This window comes from Streptococcus oralis (assembly GCF_018448765.2).
GTDB lineage: Bacteria > Bacillota > Bacilli > Lactobacillales > Streptococcaceae > Streptococcus > Streptococcus oralis_BM.
Window position 1 is genome coordinate 862543 of record NZ_JAHCMC020000001.1, and the last position, 20610, is coordinate 883152.

The 20610-nt window shown below is 38.8% G+C and carries 22 protein-coding genes; 19 read left to right on the forward strand and 3 right to left on the reverse strand.

Features of this window, described 5'->3' with window-relative positions; all coding sequences use genetic code 11:
* Positions 1 to 54 precede the first annotated feature (54 nt).
* Positions 55 to 645 (forward strand): 3'-5' exonuclease, encoded by a 591-nt coding sequence (locus tag KIH88_RS04240; protein ID WP_213988498.1) that lies wholly within the window; start codon positions 55 to 57, stop codon positions 643 to 645.
* Positions 646 to 653: 8 nt separating this feature from the next.
* A complete protein-coding gene (locus KIH88_RS04245; protein ID WP_213988499.1) occupies positions 654 to 2417 on the forward strand; it encodes a glycerophosphoryl diester phosphodiesterase membrane domain-containing protein in 1764 nt (587 codons plus the stop codon).
* Positions 2418 to 2455: 38 nt separating this feature from the next.
* Here KIH88_RS04245 and KIH88_RS04250 read toward each other — a convergent pair whose 3' ends face one another.
* Positions 2456 to 2755 (reverse strand): YbaB/EbfC family nucleoid-associated protein, encoded by a 300-nt coding sequence (locus KIH88_RS04250; RefSeq protein WP_002876502.1) that lies wholly within the window; start codon positions 2753 to 2755, stop codon positions 2456 to 2458.
* Positions 2756 to 3178: 423 nt separating this feature from the next.
* Between KIH88_RS04250 and KIH88_RS04255 the strand changes: the two genes are divergently transcribed.
* The 17 genes from KIH88_RS04255 to lacG all read left to right on the forward strand — a co-directional run bounded on the left by KIH88_RS04255 (position 3179) and on the right by lacG (position 18700).
* Complete coding sequence (locus KIH88_RS04255; RefSeq protein ID WP_000638516.1) at positions 3179 to 3886, forward strand: IspD/TarI family cytidylyltransferase; 708 nt, start codon at positions 3179 to 3181, stop codon at positions 3884 to 3886.
* A gap of 4 nt (positions 3887 to 3890) precedes the next feature.
* Positions 3891 to 4913, forward strand: a complete 1023-nt coding sequence (locus KIH88_RS04260; RefSeq protein ID WP_213988500.1) for a ribitol-5-phosphate dehydrogenase — start codon at positions 3891 to 3893, stop codon at positions 4911 to 4913.
* Positions 4914 to 4929: 16 nt separating this feature from the next.
* Entirely contained in the window at positions 4930 to 5787 is an 858-nt protein-coding gene (locus KIH88_RS04265; RefSeq protein ID WP_061588146.1) for a phosphotransferase family protein, read from the forward strand.
* A gap of 1 nt (position 5788) precedes the next feature.
* Positions 5789 to 6667 (forward strand): DMT family transporter, encoded by an 879-nt coding sequence (locus tag KIH88_RS04270; RefSeq protein ID WP_061588147.1) that lies wholly within the window; start codon positions 5789 to 5791, stop codon positions 6665 to 6667.
* Between the two features lie 11 nt (positions 6668 to 6678).
* Positions 6679 to 7368 carry a sugar phosphate nucleotidyltransferase gene (locus tag KIH88_RS04275; RefSeq protein WP_061588148.1) on the forward strand — a complete coding sequence of 230 codons (690 nt, stop codon included), beginning with the start codon at positions 6679 to 6681 and terminating at the stop codon, positions 7366 to 7368.
* Between the two features lie 192 nt (positions 7369 to 7560).
* Positions 7561 to 8037: a PTS sugar transporter subunit IIA gene (locus KIH88_RS04280; protein ID WP_061588149.1), complete on the forward strand. Its 477-nt coding sequence runs from the start codon at positions 7561 to 7563 to the stop codon at positions 8035 to 8037.
* 37 nt (positions 8038 to 8074) lie between these two features.
* Complete coding sequence (locus KIH88_RS04285; protein ID WP_000590551.1) at positions 8075 to 8380, forward strand: PTS sugar transporter subunit IIB; 306 nt, start codon at positions 8075 to 8077, stop codon at positions 8378 to 8380.
* Between the two features lie 54 nt (positions 8381 to 8434).
* Complete coding sequence (locus KIH88_RS04290; RefSeq protein ID WP_061588150.1) at positions 8435 to 9910, forward strand: PTS galactitol transporter subunit IIC; 1476 nt, start codon at positions 8435 to 8437, stop codon at positions 9908 to 9910.
* Positions 9911 to 10013: 103 nt separating this feature from the next.
* Positions 10014 to 10910 carry an aldose 1-epimerase family protein gene (locus KIH88_RS04295; RefSeq protein WP_081102796.1) on the forward strand — a complete coding sequence of 299 codons (897 nt, stop codon included), beginning with the start codon at positions 10014 to 10016 and terminating at the stop codon, positions 10908 to 10910.
* Between the two features lie 286 nt (positions 10911 to 11196).
* The gene (gene lacA, locus KIH88_RS04300; protein WP_000029283.1) at positions 11197 to 11622 is read left to right on the forward strand and encodes a galactose-6-phosphate isomerase subunit LacA; all 426 of its coding nucleotides are present in this window, start codon (positions 11197 to 11199) and stop codon (positions 11620 to 11622) included.
* Positions 11623 to 11652: 30 nt separating this feature from the next.
* Positions 11653 to 12168: a galactose-6-phosphate isomerase subunit LacB gene (lacB, locus tag KIH88_RS04305; RefSeq protein ID WP_001216908.1), complete on the forward strand. Its 516-nt coding sequence runs from the start codon at positions 11653 to 11655 to the stop codon at positions 12166 to 12168.
* Positions 12169 to 12178: 10 nt separating this feature from the next.
* A complete protein-coding gene (locus KIH88_RS04310; protein ID WP_213988501.1) occupies positions 12179 to 13108 on the forward strand; it encodes a tagatose-6-phosphate kinase in 930 nt (309 codons plus the stop codon).
* 1 nt (position 13109) lies between these two features.
* Positions 13110 to 14090, forward strand: a complete 981-nt coding sequence (lacD, locus tag KIH88_RS04315) for a tagatose-bisphosphate aldolase (protein ID WP_000244539.1) — start codon at positions 13110 to 13112, stop codon at positions 14088 to 14090.
* Positions 14091 to 14325: 235 nt separating this feature from the next.
* Entirely contained in the window at positions 14326 to 15162 is an 837-nt protein-coding gene (locus KIH88_RS04320) for a PRD domain-containing protein (protein ID WP_213988502.1), read from the forward strand.
* Positions 15163 to 15197: 35 nt separating this feature from the next.
* On the forward strand, positions 15198 to 15515 hold the full coding sequence (locus KIH88_RS04325) for a PTS lactose/cellobiose transporter subunit IIA (protein ID WP_001078326.1): 318 nt from the start codon (positions 15198 to 15200) through the stop codon (positions 15513 to 15515).
* On the forward strand, positions 15515 to 17209 hold the full coding sequence (locus KIH88_RS04330) for a lactose-specific PTS transporter subunit EIIC (protein WP_001037486.1): 1695 nt from the start codon (positions 15515 to 15517) through the stop codon (positions 17207 to 17209). The genes KIH88_RS04325 and KIH88_RS04330 overlap by 1 nt, the downstream gene beginning before the upstream one ends.
* An 84-nt stretch (positions 17210 to 17293) precedes the next feature.
* Entirely contained in the window at positions 17294 to 18700 is a 1407-nt protein-coding gene (gene lacG, locus KIH88_RS04335) for a 6-phospho-beta-galactosidase (protein ID WP_195594038.1), read from the forward strand.
* A gap of 39 nt (positions 18701 to 18739) precedes the next feature.
* On the opposite strand, the gene KIH88_RS04340 is transcribed toward lacG, so the two are convergent.
* Positions 18740 to 19507, reverse strand: a complete 768-nt coding sequence (locus KIH88_RS04340) for a DeoR/GlpR family DNA-binding transcription regulator (RefSeq protein WP_000917584.1) — start codon at positions 19505 to 19507, stop codon at positions 18740 to 18742.
* 139 nt (positions 19508 to 19646) lie between these two features.
* Complete coding sequence (nrdF, locus tag KIH88_RS04345; protein WP_000451378.1) at positions 19647 to 20609, reverse strand: class 1b ribonucleoside-diphosphate reductase subunit beta; 963 nt, start codon at positions 20607 to 20609, stop codon at positions 19647 to 19649.
* Between the last annotated feature and the right edge of the window lies 1 nt (position 20610).

A 20610-nucleotide genomic window follows, 5' to 3' on the forward strand; every position in this document is an offset into this window, starting at 1 on the left:
TGATAGCTTCTTTTATTATTTATGGTTTAAATTGAGTCGGAACCGAGGTAAAAGATGGAAAAATTAAGAGATTATATTGCCTTTGATTTGGAGTTCAATCAATACGAAGGGGTTACCCATTTGATTCAAGTATCAGCAGTTCGCTTTCAAAATGGTCAAGAAATAGGTGCCTTTGATTCTTATGTTCATACTACAGCACCTTTGAAGAGTTTTATCAATGGCTTGACTGGAATCACAGCTGAAACCTTAAAAGATGCGCCAATGGTGGAGCAAGTTTTAAGGGATTTTCAGATTTTTGTTGGTAATTTACCTATGGTTGGATACAATGCGGCCAAAAGTGATCTGCCTATTCTCTTGGAGCACGGTATTGATTATCATGACCAGTATAAGGTTGATTTATATGATGAGGCTTTTGAACGGCGTAGTTCTGATTTACACGGCATAGCCAATCTTAAATTACAAACTGTAGCGAATTTTTTAGGTTTTCATGGGAAGTCTCATAATAGTTTAGAGGATGCCCGCATGACGGCGCGTGTTTACGAAGCATTTTTGGAATCGGATGAAGGAAAGCTATTATTAGAAGACCAGAGTAGTTTTTCTATGAATCCCTTTAATAACTTAGACTTATCTCAATTTTTAGACTAGGAGTGCCTATGAAACCTGAAAAACCTAAAAAGCTAGGTTTTAGGAAGATTTACTATAACCTAGATAAGATTTTATTTCTATTTTTCTTGATTTTCATGATGGTAGAGTTTGTTTGGTTGCCATTGAATTCATGGATAGCTGGCATACTTCTAAGACAAACAGGTTACTTGTTTATCTCCTACAATAACTTTTGGGCGATTATACAAGGCTCGCCCTTTGTCAGTTTAGCCTTTCTCATTTTAATAGCAATCAATCTTTTAGTGGCTTATTTTCAAATCTGTCTTTTGTTTATCGGGGCGCGTCACCTTCTCTACCATGAAAAGAGAACCCTGATTGAATATAGTCGAAAAGTCTTTCACCAGAGCTTTCTATTTGTCAAACGATTGAGCTTTTGTAAGATGGCCTTTGTCTTCTTTTATGTAGCTCTACTTTTTCCTTTTATTAGGAAAATTTTAAAAATCTACTATCTCAATAAGATTATTATCCCTGATTTTATCGTTACATACCTAGAAGATAAGAACTGGCTGGTAGGGCTGTTGATCATAGCATCCGCTTGGATCTTTCTCTACATTTCTGTTCGTTTCATGTTTGCTCTTCCTAAGATTCTCTTTGAAAGAAAGACAGTAAGAGAAAGTGTGAAATATAGCCTCCAAAAGACGAAGAAAAACGTCCTTTTCTTCTCTTGGCATCTCCTACTCATTATCATTAAAACCTATCTCTTCTTCTTTGTCTTGTTAATTCCCTTGCTCTTTGCTCAGGCGGTAATGGATAACTTTACTCAAAAAGAATCCTTGATTCTTGGTGTGATTAATTTTATCTTGATTAAAAACCTCCATTACATGACTCTGACTTATTTCCTAGTGAAGTTTGTTTCCTTCTTGACAGGAGAAGAGTTGGAGATCATGCCAAGGCGAAAGAAAGACCATTTGATGAGGTGGGGAGTCATGGGGTGTGCAAGTATCTTCTTTGCTTTAGAAGGTTACATCTATCTGGAGTCTCCGGATACCAATACACCTTTAGTGATTTCACACAGAGGAGTAAGTAATAAAAATGGTGTTCAAAATACGGTACAGTCTTTAGAAAAGACAGCCCAACTAAAACCAGACCTCGTCGAGATGGATGTGCAAGAAACGAAAGACGGTCAGTTCGTGGTGATGCACGACGCTAACCTTAAATCGCTAGCAAGAATTAATGCTACACCGCAAGACTTAACTCTGGATGAATTAACAAATACAGATATTTACGAGAATGGCTATCAAACAAAGATTTCAAGTTTTGATGCCTATTTAGAGCGAGCAAATGCTTTAAACCAAAAATTGTTGATTGAGATTAAAACCAGTAAAAAAGATAGCCCACAAATGATGGACCATTTCCTTGAAAAGTATGGAACGACGATCAAGAAATATGGCCACCAGATGCAGTCACTAGACTATCATGTGATTGATAAGGTCTTGGCTTACGATCCTGAAATTCCAGTGTACTTCATTCTGCCATATAATAGTGTGTTTCCGAGAACCAAGGCGACTGGTTATACCATGGAATATTCAACTTTGGATGAATACTTTGTCAATAAACTTTGGACAACAGATCAGAAACTATATGTTTGGACTGTGAATAGTTCTGAGTCCTTTGATAAGGCAGTCAGACTTGGAGCAGATGGCATGATAACGGATGATCTTGAAATGGTCCAGTCACAAGTCACAATGGCTCAAGATGATCCGGAATACACGGAATTACTCTTAAAGAAAGCAATGGAATTCTTTGATTTCTAAGAAAAAAAGAGAAACAGATGTTTCTCTTTTTTTGTGGATTAGAAAGGCAATTTTCCAGCGAAAGCACCGAGTTTCTTCTTAGTCGTTTCATCAATTTGTTCAAGTGCAGCGTTAATCGCTTGAACAGTCATGTCAGAAAGGGTTTCAAGATCTTCTGGATCTACAATTGCTGGGTTAAAGTCAATGCTGACCACTTTCTTATCACCAGTTAGAGTTGCTTGGACAAGGTCTTGAGCCGATTTTCCGACAAATTCCATGGCAGCAAGTTCTGCTTGACTTTGTTCCATTTGTTTTTGAAGTTTTTGTGCTTGGCGCATCATGTTCTGCATGTTCATCATAGCGGTTTATAGTTTCCTTTTTCTATTATTTTCTTTTTTATTTTACCAATTTTAGGAGCAAAAGTCTAACAATAGTTTAAAACATCGTAGAGATTGCTTTCTTAAATTTACAAAAATGGATGCCATAATTTTCCTAGCTTTTTCTTGTATTTCTAAAAATATGTTTAAGTTTTCTTTAAGGTTTCTATTATATTCTAAAGAACTCTATATTAACCGAACGTTGAATGAGGAGTATAGAGAATAACCTAAATTTATTTCTTAATTTATTATAATTTTTCAGACTTTGTTGAATATTGTTCATTTTTCATCCTAAATAATGAGCCAATTCACATGGTGGTTCTTTATCTTTTCTTCATGATAGGCATATATTGTGATATAATAGATAGTAATGAGTTTTTTAGAATAAACTAAAGGAGAATATAAATGATCTATGCAGGAATCCTAGCCGGAGGAACTGGCACACGCATGGGAATCAGTAATTTACCAAAACAATTCTTGGAGTTGGGTGATCGACCTATTTTGATCCACACAATCGAAAAATTTGTTTTGGAACCAAGTATTGAAAAAATTGTAGTTGGAGTTCATGGAGACTGGGTGTCACACGCTGAGGACCTAGTTGATAAGTATCTTTCTCTTCACAAGGATCGCATCATCATTACCAAGGGTGGTGCTGATCGCAATACCAGTATTGAGAAGATTATAGAAGCCATTAATGCCTACCGTCCAATCACTCCAGAAGATATCGTGATTACCCATGACTCTGTTCGTCCTTTTATCACACTTCGCATGATCCAGGACAATATCAAACTCGCCCAAAATCATGATGCGGTTGACACAGTAGTAGAAGCGGTTGATACCATTGTTGAAAGTACCAATGGTCAGTTTATCACGGATATTCCAAATCGTGCTCACCTCTATCAAGGTCAAACACCTCAGACTTTCCGTTGCAAGGATTTCATGGATTTGTATGGTTCCCTATCTGATCAAGAAAAGGAAATCCTAACGGATGCATGTAAGATTTTTGTTATCAAAGGAAAGGATGTTGCCTTAGCCAAAGGTGAGTATTCAAACCTTAAAATTACAACTGTAACAGACTTGAAAATCGCGAAAAGCATGATTGAGAAAGACTAAGGCTATGATTAATCAAATTTATCAACTGACAAAACCAAAGTTTATCAATGTAAAATACCAAGAAGAGGACATTGATCAGGAAAATCATATCCTTATTCGCCCGAATTATATGGCAGTTTGCCATGCAGATCAACGTTACTATCAAGGGAAGCGCGATCCAAAGATATTGGCTAAAAAGTTTCCTATGGCTATGATACATGAGTCTTGTGGAACTGTTATTTCAGATCCGACTGGGACTTATGAAGTCGGTCAAAAGGTGGTCATGATTCCAAATCAACCGCCTATGCAGAGTGACAAGGAGTTCTACGAGAACTACATGACAGGAACCTACTTCCTATCTAGTGGTCACGATGGCTTTATGCGAGAATTTGTCTCTCTTCCAAAAGACCGAGTCGTTTCTTATAATGATATCGAAGATACAGTTGCAGCCATTAGCGAGTTTGTAAGTGTCGGTATGCATGCTATGGATCGTTTCTTGCATCTCGCTCATAGCAAGCGAGAACGCATCGCTGTTATCGGAGATGGTAGTTTGGCCTTTGTGGTTGCAAATATTATCAATTATACCTTGCCAGAAGCAGAGATTATTGTCATTGGTCGCCATTGGGAAAAATTGGAGCTTTTCTCTTTTGCAAAAGAGTGCTACATCACAGATAATATCCCAGAGGATTTGACCTTTGATCATGGATTTGAGTGTTGCGGTGGTGATGGTACAGGACCAGCTATCAATGACTTGATTCGTTATATTCGCCCACAGGGAACGATTCTCATGATGGGAGTGAGCGAATACAAGGTTAATATCAATACACGAGATGCTTTGGAAAAAGGATTGTTATTAGTGGGATCGTCTCGCTCAGGACGCGTTGATTTTGAGAAGGCCATTCAAATGATGGAAGTCAAAAAGTTTGCGAATCGACTGAAGAATATCCTTTATGTTGAAGAACCTGTGAGAGAAATCAAGGACATTCACCGTGTCTTTGCTACAGACCTGAATACTGCTTTTAAAACAGTATTCAAGTGGGAAGTGTAGAAGATGGAGGTTAATTGTGGAGAAACTCATCAAAGAAAAAATTTCTTCTTTGCTATCTGAAGAAGAGGAAGTCCTCAGTGTTGAACAACTGGGAGGCATGACCAACCAAAACTATTTGGTCAAAACAACCAACAAACAGTATATTGTGAAATTTTTTGGTAAAGGGACTGAAAAACTCATTAATCGCCAAAATGAAAAGTACAATCTTGAACTTTTAGAGGATTTAGATTTAGATGTCAAAAATTACCTCTTTGATATTGAGTCAGGGATCAAAGTAAATGAGTACATCGAATCGGCAGTAACTCTTGATTCTACATCTATCAAGTCCAAGTTTGAAAAGATTGCACCAATTTTACAAACCATCCACGCTTCAGGGAAAGAATTAAGAGGAGAGTTTGCTCCTTTTGAGGAAATCAGAAAATATGAATCCTTGATTGAGGGACCTATCCCCTATGAAAACTATGAAGCTGTAAGAAAAGACGTATTTTCACTCGAAAAGAGATTGGCTGATTTGGGTGTTGATAGAAAGTCCTGTCATATCGATTTGGTACCAGAAAACTTTATCGAGTCACCACAAGGTCGATTGTATTTGATTGACTGGGAATACTCTTCTATGAATGACCCAATGTGGGATTTGGCAGCTCTTTTCTTAGAGTCTGAATTTACAAAGCAAGAGGAAGATGATTTCCTTTCCTACTATGAAAGTGACAAAACGCCTGTATCACGTGAGAAGATTCGTATCTATAAAATCTTGCAAGATACCATCTGGAGTTTGTGGACAGTGTATAAAGAAGCTCAAGGAGCTGATTTTGGAGATTACGGTATCAACCGTTACCAAAGAGCTGTCAAAGGTTTGACTTATTATGGAGGTTAGGATGAAGAATAAAAATGGTGTTTCTTTTGGCTTGCTCTCTGGTATCTTCTGGGGATTAGGTCTAACGATTAGTGCTTATATCTTTTCAATTTTTACCAATCTTTCACCTTTTGTGGTGGCTGCCGCTCACGATTTCTTGAGTATCTTTATCTTGTTAGCTTTTCTTTTGGTAAAAGAAGGAAAAGTTCGTCTCTCGATTTTCTTAAATATTCGAAATGTGAGTGTTATAATCGGTGCTTTACTAGCAGGACCTATAGGTATGCAAGCAAATCTTTACGCAGTTAAATATATCGGTAGTTCTCTAGCTTCATCTGTATCGGCTATTTACCCAGCAATTTCAGTTTTGCTTGCCTTCTTCATTTTGAAACACAAGGTTTCAAAGAATACAGTATTTGGTGTTTTCTTGATTATTGCAGCCATCATTGCTCAAACCTACAAGGTTGAACAAGTAAACTCGTTTTACATTGGAATTCTATGCGCCCTTATCTGTGCCATTGCCTGGGGGAGTGAAAGTGTTCTCAGCTCTTATGCTATGGAAAGTGAATTAAGTGAAATTGAAGCCTTGCTAATCCGACAAGTAACTTCATTCTTGTCCTATCTTGTGATTGTACTCTTTTCTCACCATTCATTTGCAGAAGTGGCAGACGGACAATTACTAGGCCTCTTGATTGTCTTTGCAGCCTTTGATATGATTTCCTACTTAGCTTATTATATCGCTATTAATCGTTTGCAACCTGCGAAAGCAACAGGTTTGAATGTGAGCTATGTAGTTTGGACTGTCTTGTTTGCAGCTGTTTTCTTAGGTGCACCGCTAGATATGCTGACAATTATCACTTCACTTATTGTTATGGCTGGTGTTTATATTATTATTAAAGAATAAAGGAGATTCATGTGAAAGCGATTATTTTAGCAGCGGGATTAGGAACTCGTCTGCGCCCTATGACTGAAAATACCCCAAAAGCTTTGGTTAAGGTTAATCAAAAACCCTTGGTAGAATACCAAATTGAGTTTTTGAAAGAGAGAGGAATTGATGAGATTATCATCGTTGTCGGTTACCTCAAAGAACAATTTGACTACCTAAAAGAAAAATATGGTGTCCGTTTAGTCTTTAACGACAAGTATGCTGATTACAATAACTTTTACTCACTTTATCTAGTAAAAGAAGATTTGGCTAACAGCTACGTCATCGATGCAGATAACTATCTTTTCAAAAATATGTTTCGAAACGATCTTAAACGTTCTACCTATTTTAGCGTTTATCGCGAAGACTGTACGAACGAGTGGTTCCTAGTTTATGGTGATGACTATAAGGTTCAAGACATCATTGTTGACAGTAAAGCAGGCCGTATTTTGAGTGGCGTATCATTCTGGGATGCTCCAACTGCAGAGAAGATTGTTGGCTTTATTGATAAAGCTTACGAAAGTGGAGAATTTGTGGATCTCTACTGGGACAACATGGTTAAGGACAACATCAAAGAATTAGATGTTTATGTTGAAGAGTTAGAAGGCAACAGCATCTATGAAATCGATAGTGTCAAAGACTATCAAAAACTAGAAGAGATTTTATCTTCTATTAAATAACCAATCCCCAAAAAGAAGGCTCAGCTTTCTTTTTTTGTTGTTGAAATCAAGGGATGTTTGATATTGATTGTATTTACCAAATAAAACACAATTTATAAAAAAATGAACAAAATAAAACAAAAATATATTGACAACGATTTCATATAGTGTTATACTTATAGCATAAAAGTTAATTGAAAGAAGGGAAATGTTATGGGATTAGATCATTTCTTTGACAAAAACCTGGTGTTTTGCTTAGAAGCGGATAATCAAGAACAACTCTTTGATCAGGTAGCAAGCTTGTTGGAAGAACGAGAAATTGTCACTCCAACTTATCGTGAAGCCTTGATCACGCGTGAAAAGTCATTTCCAACTGGTTTAGATATGGAATTTCTAGGAAAGGACTTGCCAAATGTAGCGATACCTCATACAGATATTGTTCATAATCTAGCAGAGAAAGTGGTGGTTGTTCGATTAGAAAAACCAGTAACTTTTCACAATATGATTGCTCCTGATAGAGAGGTTGAAGTTTCACTGCTCTTCTTTATCATTAACAACTCAAGTTCAAGTCAGACGAATATTCTGGCTCAGTTGATGGATTTCTTTACAGGGAAGGATCATCTGGAAGATTTATCAAAAATTTCTGAACCAGAAAAACTTTATGCTTATATTGCTGAAGCATCAGCTTAATCTTGTCTATTAAAATATAAAATCGGAGGAAATCCAAATGATTAAAATTCTTGCTGCCTGCGGTGCAGGTGTTAACTCAAGTCACCAAATTAAAAGTGCTCTAGAAGAAGAACTTTCAAACCGTGGTTATGACGTTCACTGTGATGCAGTCATGGTGAAAGATGTAAACGAAGACCTTATCAAGGGCTACGATATCTTTACACCAATCGCTGCAACTGACCTTGGTTTTGAACCAGGAATTCCAGTAATTGAAGCTGGACCAATCTTGTTCCGTATTCCTGCAATGAGCGCTCCAGTATTTGACAATATTGAAGCAGCTATCAAAGAACACGGACTAAGCTAATTTATTCTTTATCTTGTTAACATTCATATAACTAAAAAAACGGGAGGAACTATTATGGATGTCATTATCAATCTGGCCAACGATATCTTCAAACCTATCTTGGCTATGGGTGGCCCTATCATCATGCTGATCATTTTGACAGTATTGGCCCTACTTTTTGGAGTGAAATTCTCCAAAGCGCTTGAAGGTGGTATCAAACTTGCCATCGCCCTTACTGGTATAGGTGCTATCATCGGTATGCTCAACGGAGCTTTCTCAGCATCACTTGCGAAATTCGTTGAGAACACTGGTATTCAATTGAACATCACTGACGTTGGTTGGGCACCACTTGCTACGATCACTTGGGGATCTGCTTGGACACTTTATTTCTTGCTTGTAATGTTGATTGTCAACATTGTGATGCTTGCAATGAAGAAAACAGACACACTTGACGTTGATATCTTCGATATCTGGCACTTGTCAATCACTGGTCTTTTGATCAAATGGTACGCAGACAACAATGGAGTTAGCCAAGGGGTTTCACTTTTCATCGCAACTGCAGCAGTTGTCCTTGTAGGTATTTTGAAAATCATCAACTCTGACTTGATGAAACCAACATTCGACGACCTTCTTAACGCACCAAGTTCATCTCCAATGACTTCAACTCACATGAACTACATGATGAACCCAGTTATCATGGTCTTGGATAAGATCTTTGATAAAGTATTGCCTGGTCTTGATAAATACGACTTTGACGCTGCAAAATTGAACAAAAAAATCGGTTTCTGGGGATCTAAATTCTTCATTGGTTTCATCCTTGGTATTGTTATCGGTTTGATGGGAACTCCACATCCAGTTGCTGGAGTAGAAGAAGCAGCATCTTGGGAACTTGTTATTAAAGGTTGGTTGAGCCTTGGTTTGACTGCAGGTGTAAGCTTGGAGCTCTTCTCACTTATCGGATCTTGGTTCATCGCAGCCGTAGAACCACTTTCACAAGGTATTACAAACGTTGCTACTAAACGTCTTCAAGGACGTAAATTTAACATCGGTCTTGACTGGCCTTTTATCGCTGGTCGTGCTGAAATCTGGGCTTGTGCCAACGTACTTGCTCCAATCATGCTAGTAGAAGCTGTACTTCTTTCTAAAGTCGGAAATGGTATCTTGCCACTTGCAGGTATCATCGCAATGGGTGTAACTCCAGCTCTCTTGGTTGTTACTCGTGGTAAATTGCTCCGTATGATCATCTTCGGAACACTCTTGTTGCCACTCTTCCTTCTTTCAGGGACCCTTATCGCACCATTTGCAACAGAACTTGCTAAAGGTGTAGGTGCCTTTCCAGAAGGTGTGAGCCAAACTCAATTGATCACTCACTCAACTCTTGAAGGACCAATCGAAAAACTTCTTGGTTGGGCAATTGGTAATGCCACAACAGGTGATATTAAAGCAATCCTTGGCGCAGTAGTCTTCCTTGTATTCTATGTAGGTATCTTTGCTTGGTATAGAAAACAAATGATTAAACGTAATGAAGAATACGCAGCAAATGCTAAATAATTCACTCCTATAGAATGTAAATTGTGAAAACTAGGTTGTCAGTTTCCTAATGGGGAGTGACAGCCTAGTTTTTTTATAAACTATTAAGAAATCGGAGAAAATAATGGTAATTGAAATAAAATCAGAGCAATTGACGGTCCAATTTAAAACCTTAGGTGGCGCATTGTCATCAATTAAAGACCGAGATGGCATTGAATATTTGTGGCAAGGGGATGCAACTTATTGGAGTGGACAAGCTCCAGTACTTTTTCCAATCTGTGGCTCTTTAAGAGATGATACAGCCTTATACAGTCATGCAGATGGAACGGAGACGAAAGGAAACATTCCGCGTCATGGTTTAGTCCGTAAAAAAGAATTTGAATTAGTTAATCAAACAGAAAATAGCGTAACTTTTGCTATCGAAGATAATGAGAATACCTATCAAAACTATCCTTATCATTTCCGCCTAGAAATTACTTATGTAGTGACTGGCAAGACTATTTGTACTCAATACAAAGTCCTTAATAAAGAAACGAATAAAGTAATGCCATTCTTCGTAGGAGGGCATCCAGGATTTAACTGTCCTCTACTTGATGATGAAGTCTATGAAGATTACTATTTAGAGTTTGAAAAAGAAGAGACTTGTTCTGTTCCCCGTCCTTTCCCGGAAACAGGACTCTTAGACTTCCAAGATAGGAGTCCATGGTTGGATTCTCAAAAGGAAGTTGATCTCAGTTACGATCTGTTTCGTGTTGATGCAGTGACTTTGGATGAGTTGCAATCTAGAACAATTGCCCTTCGTTCTCGTAAGAATGAGAAGGGATTAAAAGTACACTTCCAAGAGTTCTCAAATCTCATCATTTGGTCAACTTTGAATAAGGGACCTTTTATAGCGTTCGAACCCTGGTCAGGCTTGTCAACATCTCTTGAAGAAGGAGATCATTTAGAAGATAAGAAGAACGTTCGTCTCTTGGAACCCGGTCAAGTAGACCAAATTGGCTTTGATATTGAAATATTTTAGATAAAAAACCACAAAAACAAACATTTACTGTTGACTTTTTATGGAAATAGGAGTATATTATGTTTGTAAACAACAAATGATGTTTGCAACAAACAAATAATCACTTGTTATATTCTCTTTAACGGAGAAAGTTTGTTTCCAGGAGATTGATTTCCTGGACTTGGATAAGATGTTATTCATCTCATTCAATAAAATTTGTCAATAAACTGCTAGGAAGCCTTTTGTACTTATCATACTAGTAATAAAAGTCTTTACTGGCCTAGAAAAATAAAAAGGAGTATACAATATGTCTATTGTTATCGGTGCAGATGCTGCAGGTTTGAGATTGAAAGAAGTTGTGAAAGACTTCTTGAAAAAAGAAAACTTCCACGTTGTGGATGTTACAGCTGAAGGTCAAGATTTTGTTGATGTGACTCTTGCTGTTGCTGCAGAAGTAAACAAAGAAGAACAAAACCTTGGTATCGTGATTGATGCTTATGGGGCTGGTCCATTCATGGTCGCAACTAAAATCAAAGGAATGGTTGCTGCAGAAGTATCTGACGAACGTTCAGCTTATATGACTCGTGGCCACAACAACTCACGTATGATCACTATGGGTGCACAACTTGTTGGTGATGAATTGGCTAAAAACATTGCTAAAGGATTTGTTAACGGTAAATACGACGGTGGTCGTCACCAAATTCGTGTCGATATGTTGAACAAAATGTGCTAATTAGATTACAGTAAGAAAGGTAAGATAAAAATGAGAATTGCAATTGGATGTGACCACATCGTAACAGATGAAAAAATGGCGGTTTCAGAATTTTTGAAATCAAAAGGATATGAAGTCATCGACTTTGGTACATATGACCACACACGTACTCACTACCCAATCTTTGGTAAAAAAGTAGGTGAAGCCGTTACAAGCGGTCAAGCTGATCTTGGGGTATGTATCTGTGGTACTGGTGTTGGTATCAATAACGCTGTTAACAAAGTTCCAGGAGTTCGTTCTGCCTTGGTTCGTGATATGACAACAGCACTCTATGCTAAAGAAGAACTTAATGCCAACGTTATCGGTTTTGGTGGTAAGATTACTGGTGAATTACTTATGTGCGATATCATTGAAGCTTTCATCAATGCTGAATACAAGCCATCAGAAGAAAACAAAAAATTGATCGCTAAAATTGAGCACGTTGAAACTCACAATGCTCATCAAGCAGATGCAAACTTCTTTACAGAATTCCTTGAAAAATGGGATCGCGGTGAATACCACGACTAAGAGGTGACGCATGATTTTAACAGTCACAATGAATCCATCCATTGATATTTCTTATCCTTTGGATGAATTGAAAATTGATACTGTCAACCGTGTGGTGGACGTGACCAAGACAGCTGGTGGTAAAGGGCTCAATGTTACACGAGTTCTTTCAGAATTTGGTGATTCTGTTGCTGCTACTGGTCTAGTTGGTGGTAAACTTGGTGAGTTTTTAGTAGATCATATTGACGATAAAGTAACGAAACGTTTCTTCTCCATTCAAGGAGAGACTCGTAACTGTATCGCTATTCTGCACGGAGACAACCAAACAGAAATCCTTGAAAAAGGGCCTGAAGTTCTGGAGCAAGAAGGGCAAGATTTCTTGGTTCATTTCGAGAATCTTCTCGACACTGTGGAAGTAGTTGCTATCTCGGGTAGTCTGCCAGCTGGTCTTCCAGTTGACTACTATGCAAGCTTAGTAGAACTTGCTAATCGCGCAGGAAAACCAGTTGTTCTGGATTGCTCAGGTGCTGCCCTTCAGGCTGTCCTTGAATCACCACACAAACCAACAGTAATCAAACCAAATAACGAAGAATTGTCTCAGCTTCTTGGGAAAGAAGTTTCTGAGGATTTGAATGAATTAAAAGAAGTTCTTCAAGAGCCTCTATTTGCAGGGATTGAGTGGATAATCGTTTCACTTGGAGCAAATGGTGCTTTTGCAAAACATGGTGATACTTTCTACAAGGTAGATATTCCTAGAATTCAGGTAGTCAACCCTGTCGGATCTGGAGATTCTACTGTAGCAGGAATTTCTTCAGGGCTTCTTCACAAAGAATCAGATGCAGAATTACTCATCAAGGCAAATGTCCTTGGTATGCTCAATGCTCAAGAAAAAATGACTGGTCATGTCAACATGGCCAACTATCAAGCTTTATATGATCAATTAATAGTAAAAGAGGTATAAAATGGTTTTAACAGAAAATAAACGCGCATGCTTGCAAAAACTCTCTGACGAGAACGGCATTATCTCAGCTCTTGCCTTTGACCAACGTGGTGCTTTGAAACGCCTCATGGCTCAATACCAAACGGAAGAGCCGACTGTTGCTCAAATGGAAGAACTCAAAGTCTTGGTTGCAGATGAATTGACAAAATACGCATCATCTATGCTTCTTGACCCTGAGTATGGTCTTCCAGCTACAAAAGCGCTTGATGCCAACGCCGGCCTTCTTCTTGCTTATGAGAAAACTGGCTACGACACAACAAGCACCAAACGCTTACCAGACTGCTTGGATGTTTGGTCTGCAAAACGCATTAAAGAACAAGGTGCGGATGCAGTCAAATTCTTGCTTTACTACGATGTAGACAGCTCTGACGAACTCAACCAAGAAAAACAAGCCTACATCGAACGCATCGGTTCTGAGTGTGTAGCGGAAGACATTCCTTTCTTCCTTGAAATCTTGGCTTACGATGAAAAAATTGCTGACGCAGGTTCTGCAGAATACGCAAAAGTGAAACCACACAAGGTCATCGGTGCTATGAAGGTCTTCTCAGACCCACGCTTCAACATCGATGTCTTGAAAGTGGAAGTTCCAGTCAACGTTAAATACGTTGAAGGCTTTGGTGATGGTGAAATTGTGCATACACGCGAAGAAGCGGCAGCTTTCTTCAAAGCACAAGATGAAGCAACTAACTTGCCATACATCTACTTGAGTGCAGGTGTGTCAGCTAAACTCTTCCAAGAAACACTTGTCTTTGCCCACGAATCAGGCGCAAACTTCAATGGAGTTCTTTGTGGCCGTGCTACATGGGCAGGATCAGTTGAAGCCTACATCAAAGACGGTGAAGCAGCAGCTCGTGAGTGGTTGCGTACAACTGGATTTGAGAACATTGACGAACTCAACAAAGTTCTCAAAACTACAGCGACTTCATGGAAAGAACGCGTGTAAAATCTTTCTCCTAGTTTAGGAACATGAATCTAAAAAAATTTTTAAAAAAAGTTACATGTAAAGGTTTACAAAATAACTTACTTGTGCTATACTTAAATCACAAGTTAATACAAGGTGAGTGTTACTAAGTAATATTAGGCATGATCACAGGTGGATTAGAAATCAAAGGATTTTCTAGTTCATTTGTGGTCATTTTTTGTACTCATATACCTTTAAGATATAAAAGGAGGTTGACATGTATCGAATTCTAAATCCAATGAATCACAATGTTTCACTTGTCAGAAATGATAAAGGAGAAGAGGTGATTGTAATTGGTAAAGGGATTACATTTGGAAAGAAGAAGGGGGATTTGATTGCTGAAAATCAGGTTGAGAAAATTTTTCGGATGAAGACCGAAGAGTCCAGAGAAAACTTTATGGCTCTTCTCAAAGATGTTCCGCTTGATTTTATCACAGTGACCTACGAGATCATTGATAATCTTTCTAAGAAATATCACTATCCGATTCAAGAATATCTCTATGTGACCTTGACAGATCATATTTACTGTTCCTATCAAGCTCTAACACAAGGAAGGTACAAGGATAGCAATCTACCAGATATTTCTACTAAGTATCCTGTCGCTTTTCAAATCGCAAATGAAGCATTTGAAATTTATCGTCAGAAGTTGACAGATCATTTTCCTGAGGACGAAATTATTCGGATTGCTTATCATTTCATTAATGCCGAAGGGGAGAATGAAGTGGAAGTTGTTGAGTCGATTGATAAAAGGAAAGAAATTCTCAGGAATGTCAAAGGAGTGCTGAAAAGTTACGCTATTCAACGAACCAAAGAGAATAACCATTTCTATGATCGCTTTATGATTCATCTCAACTATTTTTTGGATTATTTAGACCGTTCCAGAGATGATAATCAATCGCTTCTAGATATGGAAGACCATATTAAACAATCCTATCCAAAGGCATTTGAGGTCGGTTCCAAGATCTATGATGTGATTACGAAACATACGGGTCTTGATTTGTATAAGAGTGAGCGAGTTTATCTAGTTCTACATATCCAACGTTTATTGTCATAAAAATTTAATTAAAAATACATAAGGAGAATTCTATCATGAATAGAGAAGAAGTAACATTGTTAGGTTTTGAAATCGTAGCCTATGCTGGCGATGCTCGTTCAAAACTATTGGAAGCCTTGAAAGCTGCTGAAGCTGGCGATTTTGCGAAAGCTGATACTCTCGTAGAGGAAGCTGGTGGCTGTATCGCCGAGGCTCATCACGCGCAAACAAGTCTATTGACCAAGGAGGCAGCTGGTGAGGACTTAGCTTATAGTGTAACCATGATGCATGGCCAAGACCACTTGATGACAACCATCTTGCTCAAAGATTTGATACACCATTTAATCGAACTCTACAAGAGAGGAGTTAAGTAATGAACAAACTAATTTCATTTATCGAGAAGGGAAAGCCTTTCTTTGAGAAATTATCTCGTAATATCTATCTTCGTGCTATTCGTGATGGTTTCATTGCAGGAATGCCCGTTATTCTCTTCTCAAGTATCTTTATCTTGATTGCCTTTGTACCAAACTCATGGGGCTTTAAATGGTCTGCTGATGTTGTTAATCTCCTCATGAAACCTTATAGCTATTCAATGGGGATTCTGGCTCTCTTGGTAGCTGGTACAACAGCTAAGTCATTGACCGACTCAGTAAACCGTAGCATGGAGAAAACCAATCAAATCAACTATATGTCAACACTTTTGGCAGCAATTGTCGGTTTGTTGATGTTGGCAGCTGATCCTATCGAAAATGGCCTAGCTACTGGATTCTTGGGGACAAAAGGTTTGCTTTCAGCCTTCCTTGCTGCCTTTGTTACTGTATCCATCTATAAGGTTTGTGTTAAGAACAACGTCACTATTCGTATGCCTGACGAAGTTCCACCAAATATCTCACAAGTCTTTAAAGATGTGATTCCATTCACTCTATCAGTGGTTTCTCTTTATGCTCTTGATTTACTAGCTCGTCATTTTGTTGGTGCAAGCGTAGCTGAATCAATCGGTAAATTCTTTGCACCATTATTCTCTGCTGCTGATGGTTATCTAGGTATTACCATTATCTTTGGTGCCTTTGCCTTCTTCTGGTTTGTTGGTATCCACGGTCCTTCCATCGTTGAACCAGCAATCGCAGCTATTACCTATGCAAATGCCGAAGTCAACTTGAACCTTCTCCAACAAGGGATGCATGCAGACAAGATCCTTACTTCAGGTACACAAATGTTTATTGTTACCATGGGTGGTACTGGTGCGACACTGGTTGTTCCATTCATGTTCATGTGGTTGACCAAATCGAAACGAAACCGTGCAATCGGACGTGCTTCAGTGGTTCCAACTTTCTTTGGTGTAAATGAACCAATCTTGTTTGGTGCACCACTTGTCTTGAACCCAATCTTCTTTATTCCATTTATCTTTGCGCCAATTGCCAACGTATGGATCTTTAAATTCTTCATTGAAACGCTTGGCATGAACTCATTTACAGCCAACCTTCCTTGGACAACACCAGGTCCGCTCGGTATTGTTCTCGGTACAAACTTCCAATTCTTGTCATTTGTACTTGCTGCTTTGTTAATCCTTGTTGACGTAGCCATCTACTATCCATTCCTCAAGGTTTATGATGAACAAATTCTTGAAGAAGAGCGTTCAGGTAAAGCCAATGATGAATTGAAAGAAAAAGTAGCCGCAAACTTTAATACTGCCAAAGCAGATGCTATTCTTGAAAAAGCAGGTGTAGAAGCAGCGCAAAACACAATCACAGAAGAAACAAATGTTCTCGTTCTCTGTGCAGGAGGAGGTACAAGTGGTCTCCTTGCAAATGCTCTAAACAAGGCAGCTGCAGAGTACAAAGTTCCTGTTAAAGCAGCAGCTGGTGGCTATGGTGCTCACCGTGAAATGTTGCCTGAGTTTGATCTGGTTATCCTTGCTCCTCAAGTTGCTTCAAACTTTGAAGACATGAAGGCCGAAACTGACAAACTTGGTATCAAACTTGCTAAGACAGAAGGTGGCCAATACATTAAATTGACTCGCGATGGAAAAGGCGCTCTTGCCTTTGTTCAAGCGCAGTTCGAAGAATAAAATGTAAATAGCGAAGAAGTGAGATGGAGGAACTCCTCCCAACTATACCCCCATCTCATTTCTATTTCTTGAAAGGTGAATCAAATGACAAAAACACTTCCAAAAGACTTTATTTTTGGCGGAGCAACAGCAGCCTACCAAGCAGAAGGTGCTACACATACTGATGGTAAAGGGCCAGTCGCCTGGGACAAATACCTCAAAGATAACTACTGGTACACTGCTGAACCAGCCAGTGATTTCTATCACAAATACCCAGTTGACCTCAAACTTGCAGAAGAGTATGGTGTCAATGGTATCCGTATTTCAATCGCTTGGTCACGTATCTTTCCAACTGGTTATGGGAAGGTTAATGACAAGGGGGTTGAGTTCTATCATAATCTATTTGCAGAGTGCCACAAACGGCATGTTGAGCCCTTCGTGACTCTTCATCACTTTGACACGCCAGAAGCACTTCATTCAAACGGAGATTTCCTGAATAGAGAAAACATTAATCACTTTGTGGATTATGCAGCCTTCTGTTTTGAAGAATTTCCTGAAGTTAACTTTTGGACAACCTTTAATGAAATTGGGCCGATAGGAGATGGTCAGTATTTGGTTGGGAAATTTCCTCCAGGTATTCAGTACGACCTTGCCAAAGTCTTCCAATCTCATCACAATATGATGGTGTCGCATGCGCGTGCAGTAAAACTTTTCAAGGATAAGGGATATAAGGGTGAAATTGGTGTGGTTCATGCCCTGCCTACTAAGTATCCTCTGGATCCAGATAATCCAGCAGATGTTCGTGCAGCCGAGTTAGAAGATATCATTCACAATAAATTTATTTTGGATGCGACTTATCTAGGACGATATTCCGAAGAAACGATGGAAGGTGTCAACCATATCTTAGCAGTCAATGGTGGAAGTTTAGATCTGCGTAAAGAAGACTTCGCTGTGCTAGAAGCTGCAAAAGACCTGAATGACTTCCTTGGAATTAACTACTACATGAGTGATTGGATGCAAGCCTTTGATGGCGAAACAGAAATCATTCATAACGGTAAGGGTGAAAAAGGAAGCTCTAAGTATCAGATTAAGGGAGTTGGACGTCGAGTGGCGCCTGACTATGTCCCACGTACGGACTGGGACTGGATTATCTATCCTCAAGGTTTGTATGATCAAATCATGCGCGTGAAGAAAGATTACCCAAATTACAAGAAAATCTACATCACAGAGAATGGTCTCGGATACAAAGATGAGTTTGTGGATGGGACAGTCTACGATGATGGACGGATTGATTATGTTAAGAAACATATGGAAGTGATTGCAGATGCAATCTCTGATGGAGCCAATGTCAAAGGCTACTTTATCTGGTCTCTGATGGATGTCTTTTCTTGGTCAAATGGTTACGAAAAGCGTTACGGCCTCTTCTATGTTGATTTTGAGACCCAGGAGCGTTATCCAAAGAAATCGGCTCACTGGTACAAGAAACTAGCTGAGACACAGCTTATTGATTAAAATTCAACAAAAATTCCCTGCCAAAAGGCAGGGGAATTTTTATGGTTTTGATAAAAGAATGGTTGTTTGTTTCGACAGATCTTCAAATGTCTCCTGACTCAGTTTGGCATCTGAAACGATGGTATCAATCTCTGAGATATTGTAAAAAGTGTAAAAATCAAACTTATTAAACTTACTGTGGTCTGCCAGTAAGTATTTTTTATTGGCATTATTCAGGGCGATTCGTTGTACCTCGCCCTCTTCTTCACTGAAAGTAGCAATTGCCTTATCCTTAATACCATTACAGCTTACAAAAGCTTTAGAAAACTGAAGGTTGGTCAAATCCTGCAAGGTAAGTGTCCCTACAAAAGCACCAGTGATAGAGCGATAATTTCCGCCAATCAAGATCAAATCTGTTAATTTTCGTTCGTTTAGGATGAGAAAAACTGGAAGACTGTTTGTTACAACACGAATATTATCGATAGGAAGCTCACGAGCAAAACATTCTAAGGTTGTTCCTGGTCCGATAAAAATGGTTTCACCTTCGTCAATCAAATGACCTGCAAAACGGCTAATTTCTTGTTTTTCAGCAATCTGTAAGCCTTGTTTTTCAACGTTTGAGCGTTCGTTGTTTAAGAGAGAACCTGTACGAAGTTTTTCAGCGCCACCGTGCACACGAACCAGCAAATCCTTATCTGCCAATTCTTGTAAGTAGCGACGAGCTGTCATATCTGATACATCAAGACTCTCCATAATCTCTTTTACAGTAATAGTGCCTTTTGTGTTTACTGCTTCTAGAATACTATCTAGTTTTTCTTGCTTTAGCATCCTTATCACCTCGATTTCTACTATTATTATCTTACCATAAAACGCTCAATCAATCAAATATAAAAAAACAAAATAAAACAAAAACAAAAATACCATGGTTGTTTTAAACAAACCATGATATTTTGAATGATTGGTCAAATTAGTCTAAACCGTAGTTGTAATCCTCGTCTTGCATGGCTTCAACTTCACCAAGGAGGTAACCATTTCCGACTTGAGAGAAGAAGTCGTGGTTAGAAGTTCCTGTTGAAATACCGTTCATAACGATTGGGTTGACATCATCAGCTGAATCTGGGAAGAGTGGATCTTGTCCTAGGTTCATAAGGGCCTTATTGGCATTGTAGCGAAGGAAGGTTTTAACTTCTTCGGTCCAACCAACACCGTCATAGAGACTTTCAGTATAACCTTCTTCGTTCTCGTAGAGAGTGTAGAGCAGGTCGTACATCCATTCTTTAAGTTTTTCTTGCTCTTCTTCAGGCAATTCGTTAAAACCAAGTTGGAATTTGTAACCAATGTAGGTTCCGTGAACAGACTCATCACGGATGATCAGTTTGATGATTTCCGCAACGTTGGCCAGCTTGTTATTGCCAAGATAGTAAAGGGGAGTAAAGAAACCAGAGTAGAAGAGGAAGGTTTCAAGAAAGACGCTGGCAACCTTCTTTTCAAGGGGGCTACCATTGAGGTAGATTTCATTGATAATTTCTGCTTTTCTTTGTAGGTATGGGTTTGTGTTAGTCCATTCAAAGATCTCTTCGATTTCAGCCTTGGTATTCAAGGTAGAAAAGATAGATGAATAAGATTTTGCGTGGACAGATTCCATAAATTGGATGTTGTTGAAAACAGCTTCCTCATGCGGTGTACGGATGTCTGAACGAAGAGCCTGAACCCCTGTTTCAGATTGCATGGTGTCCAGAAGGGTCAAACCACCAAAGACTTTTCCTACCAAGTCTTTTTCTTTATTTGACAGTTTTCTCCAGTCGTCTAGATCATTTGACAAGGGGATACGCGTATCGAGCCAGAATTGCTCCGTTAGCTTTTCCCAAGTTGATTTGTCGATGACATCTTCGATGGCATTCCAGTTAATGGCTTTGTAGTAAGTTTCCATT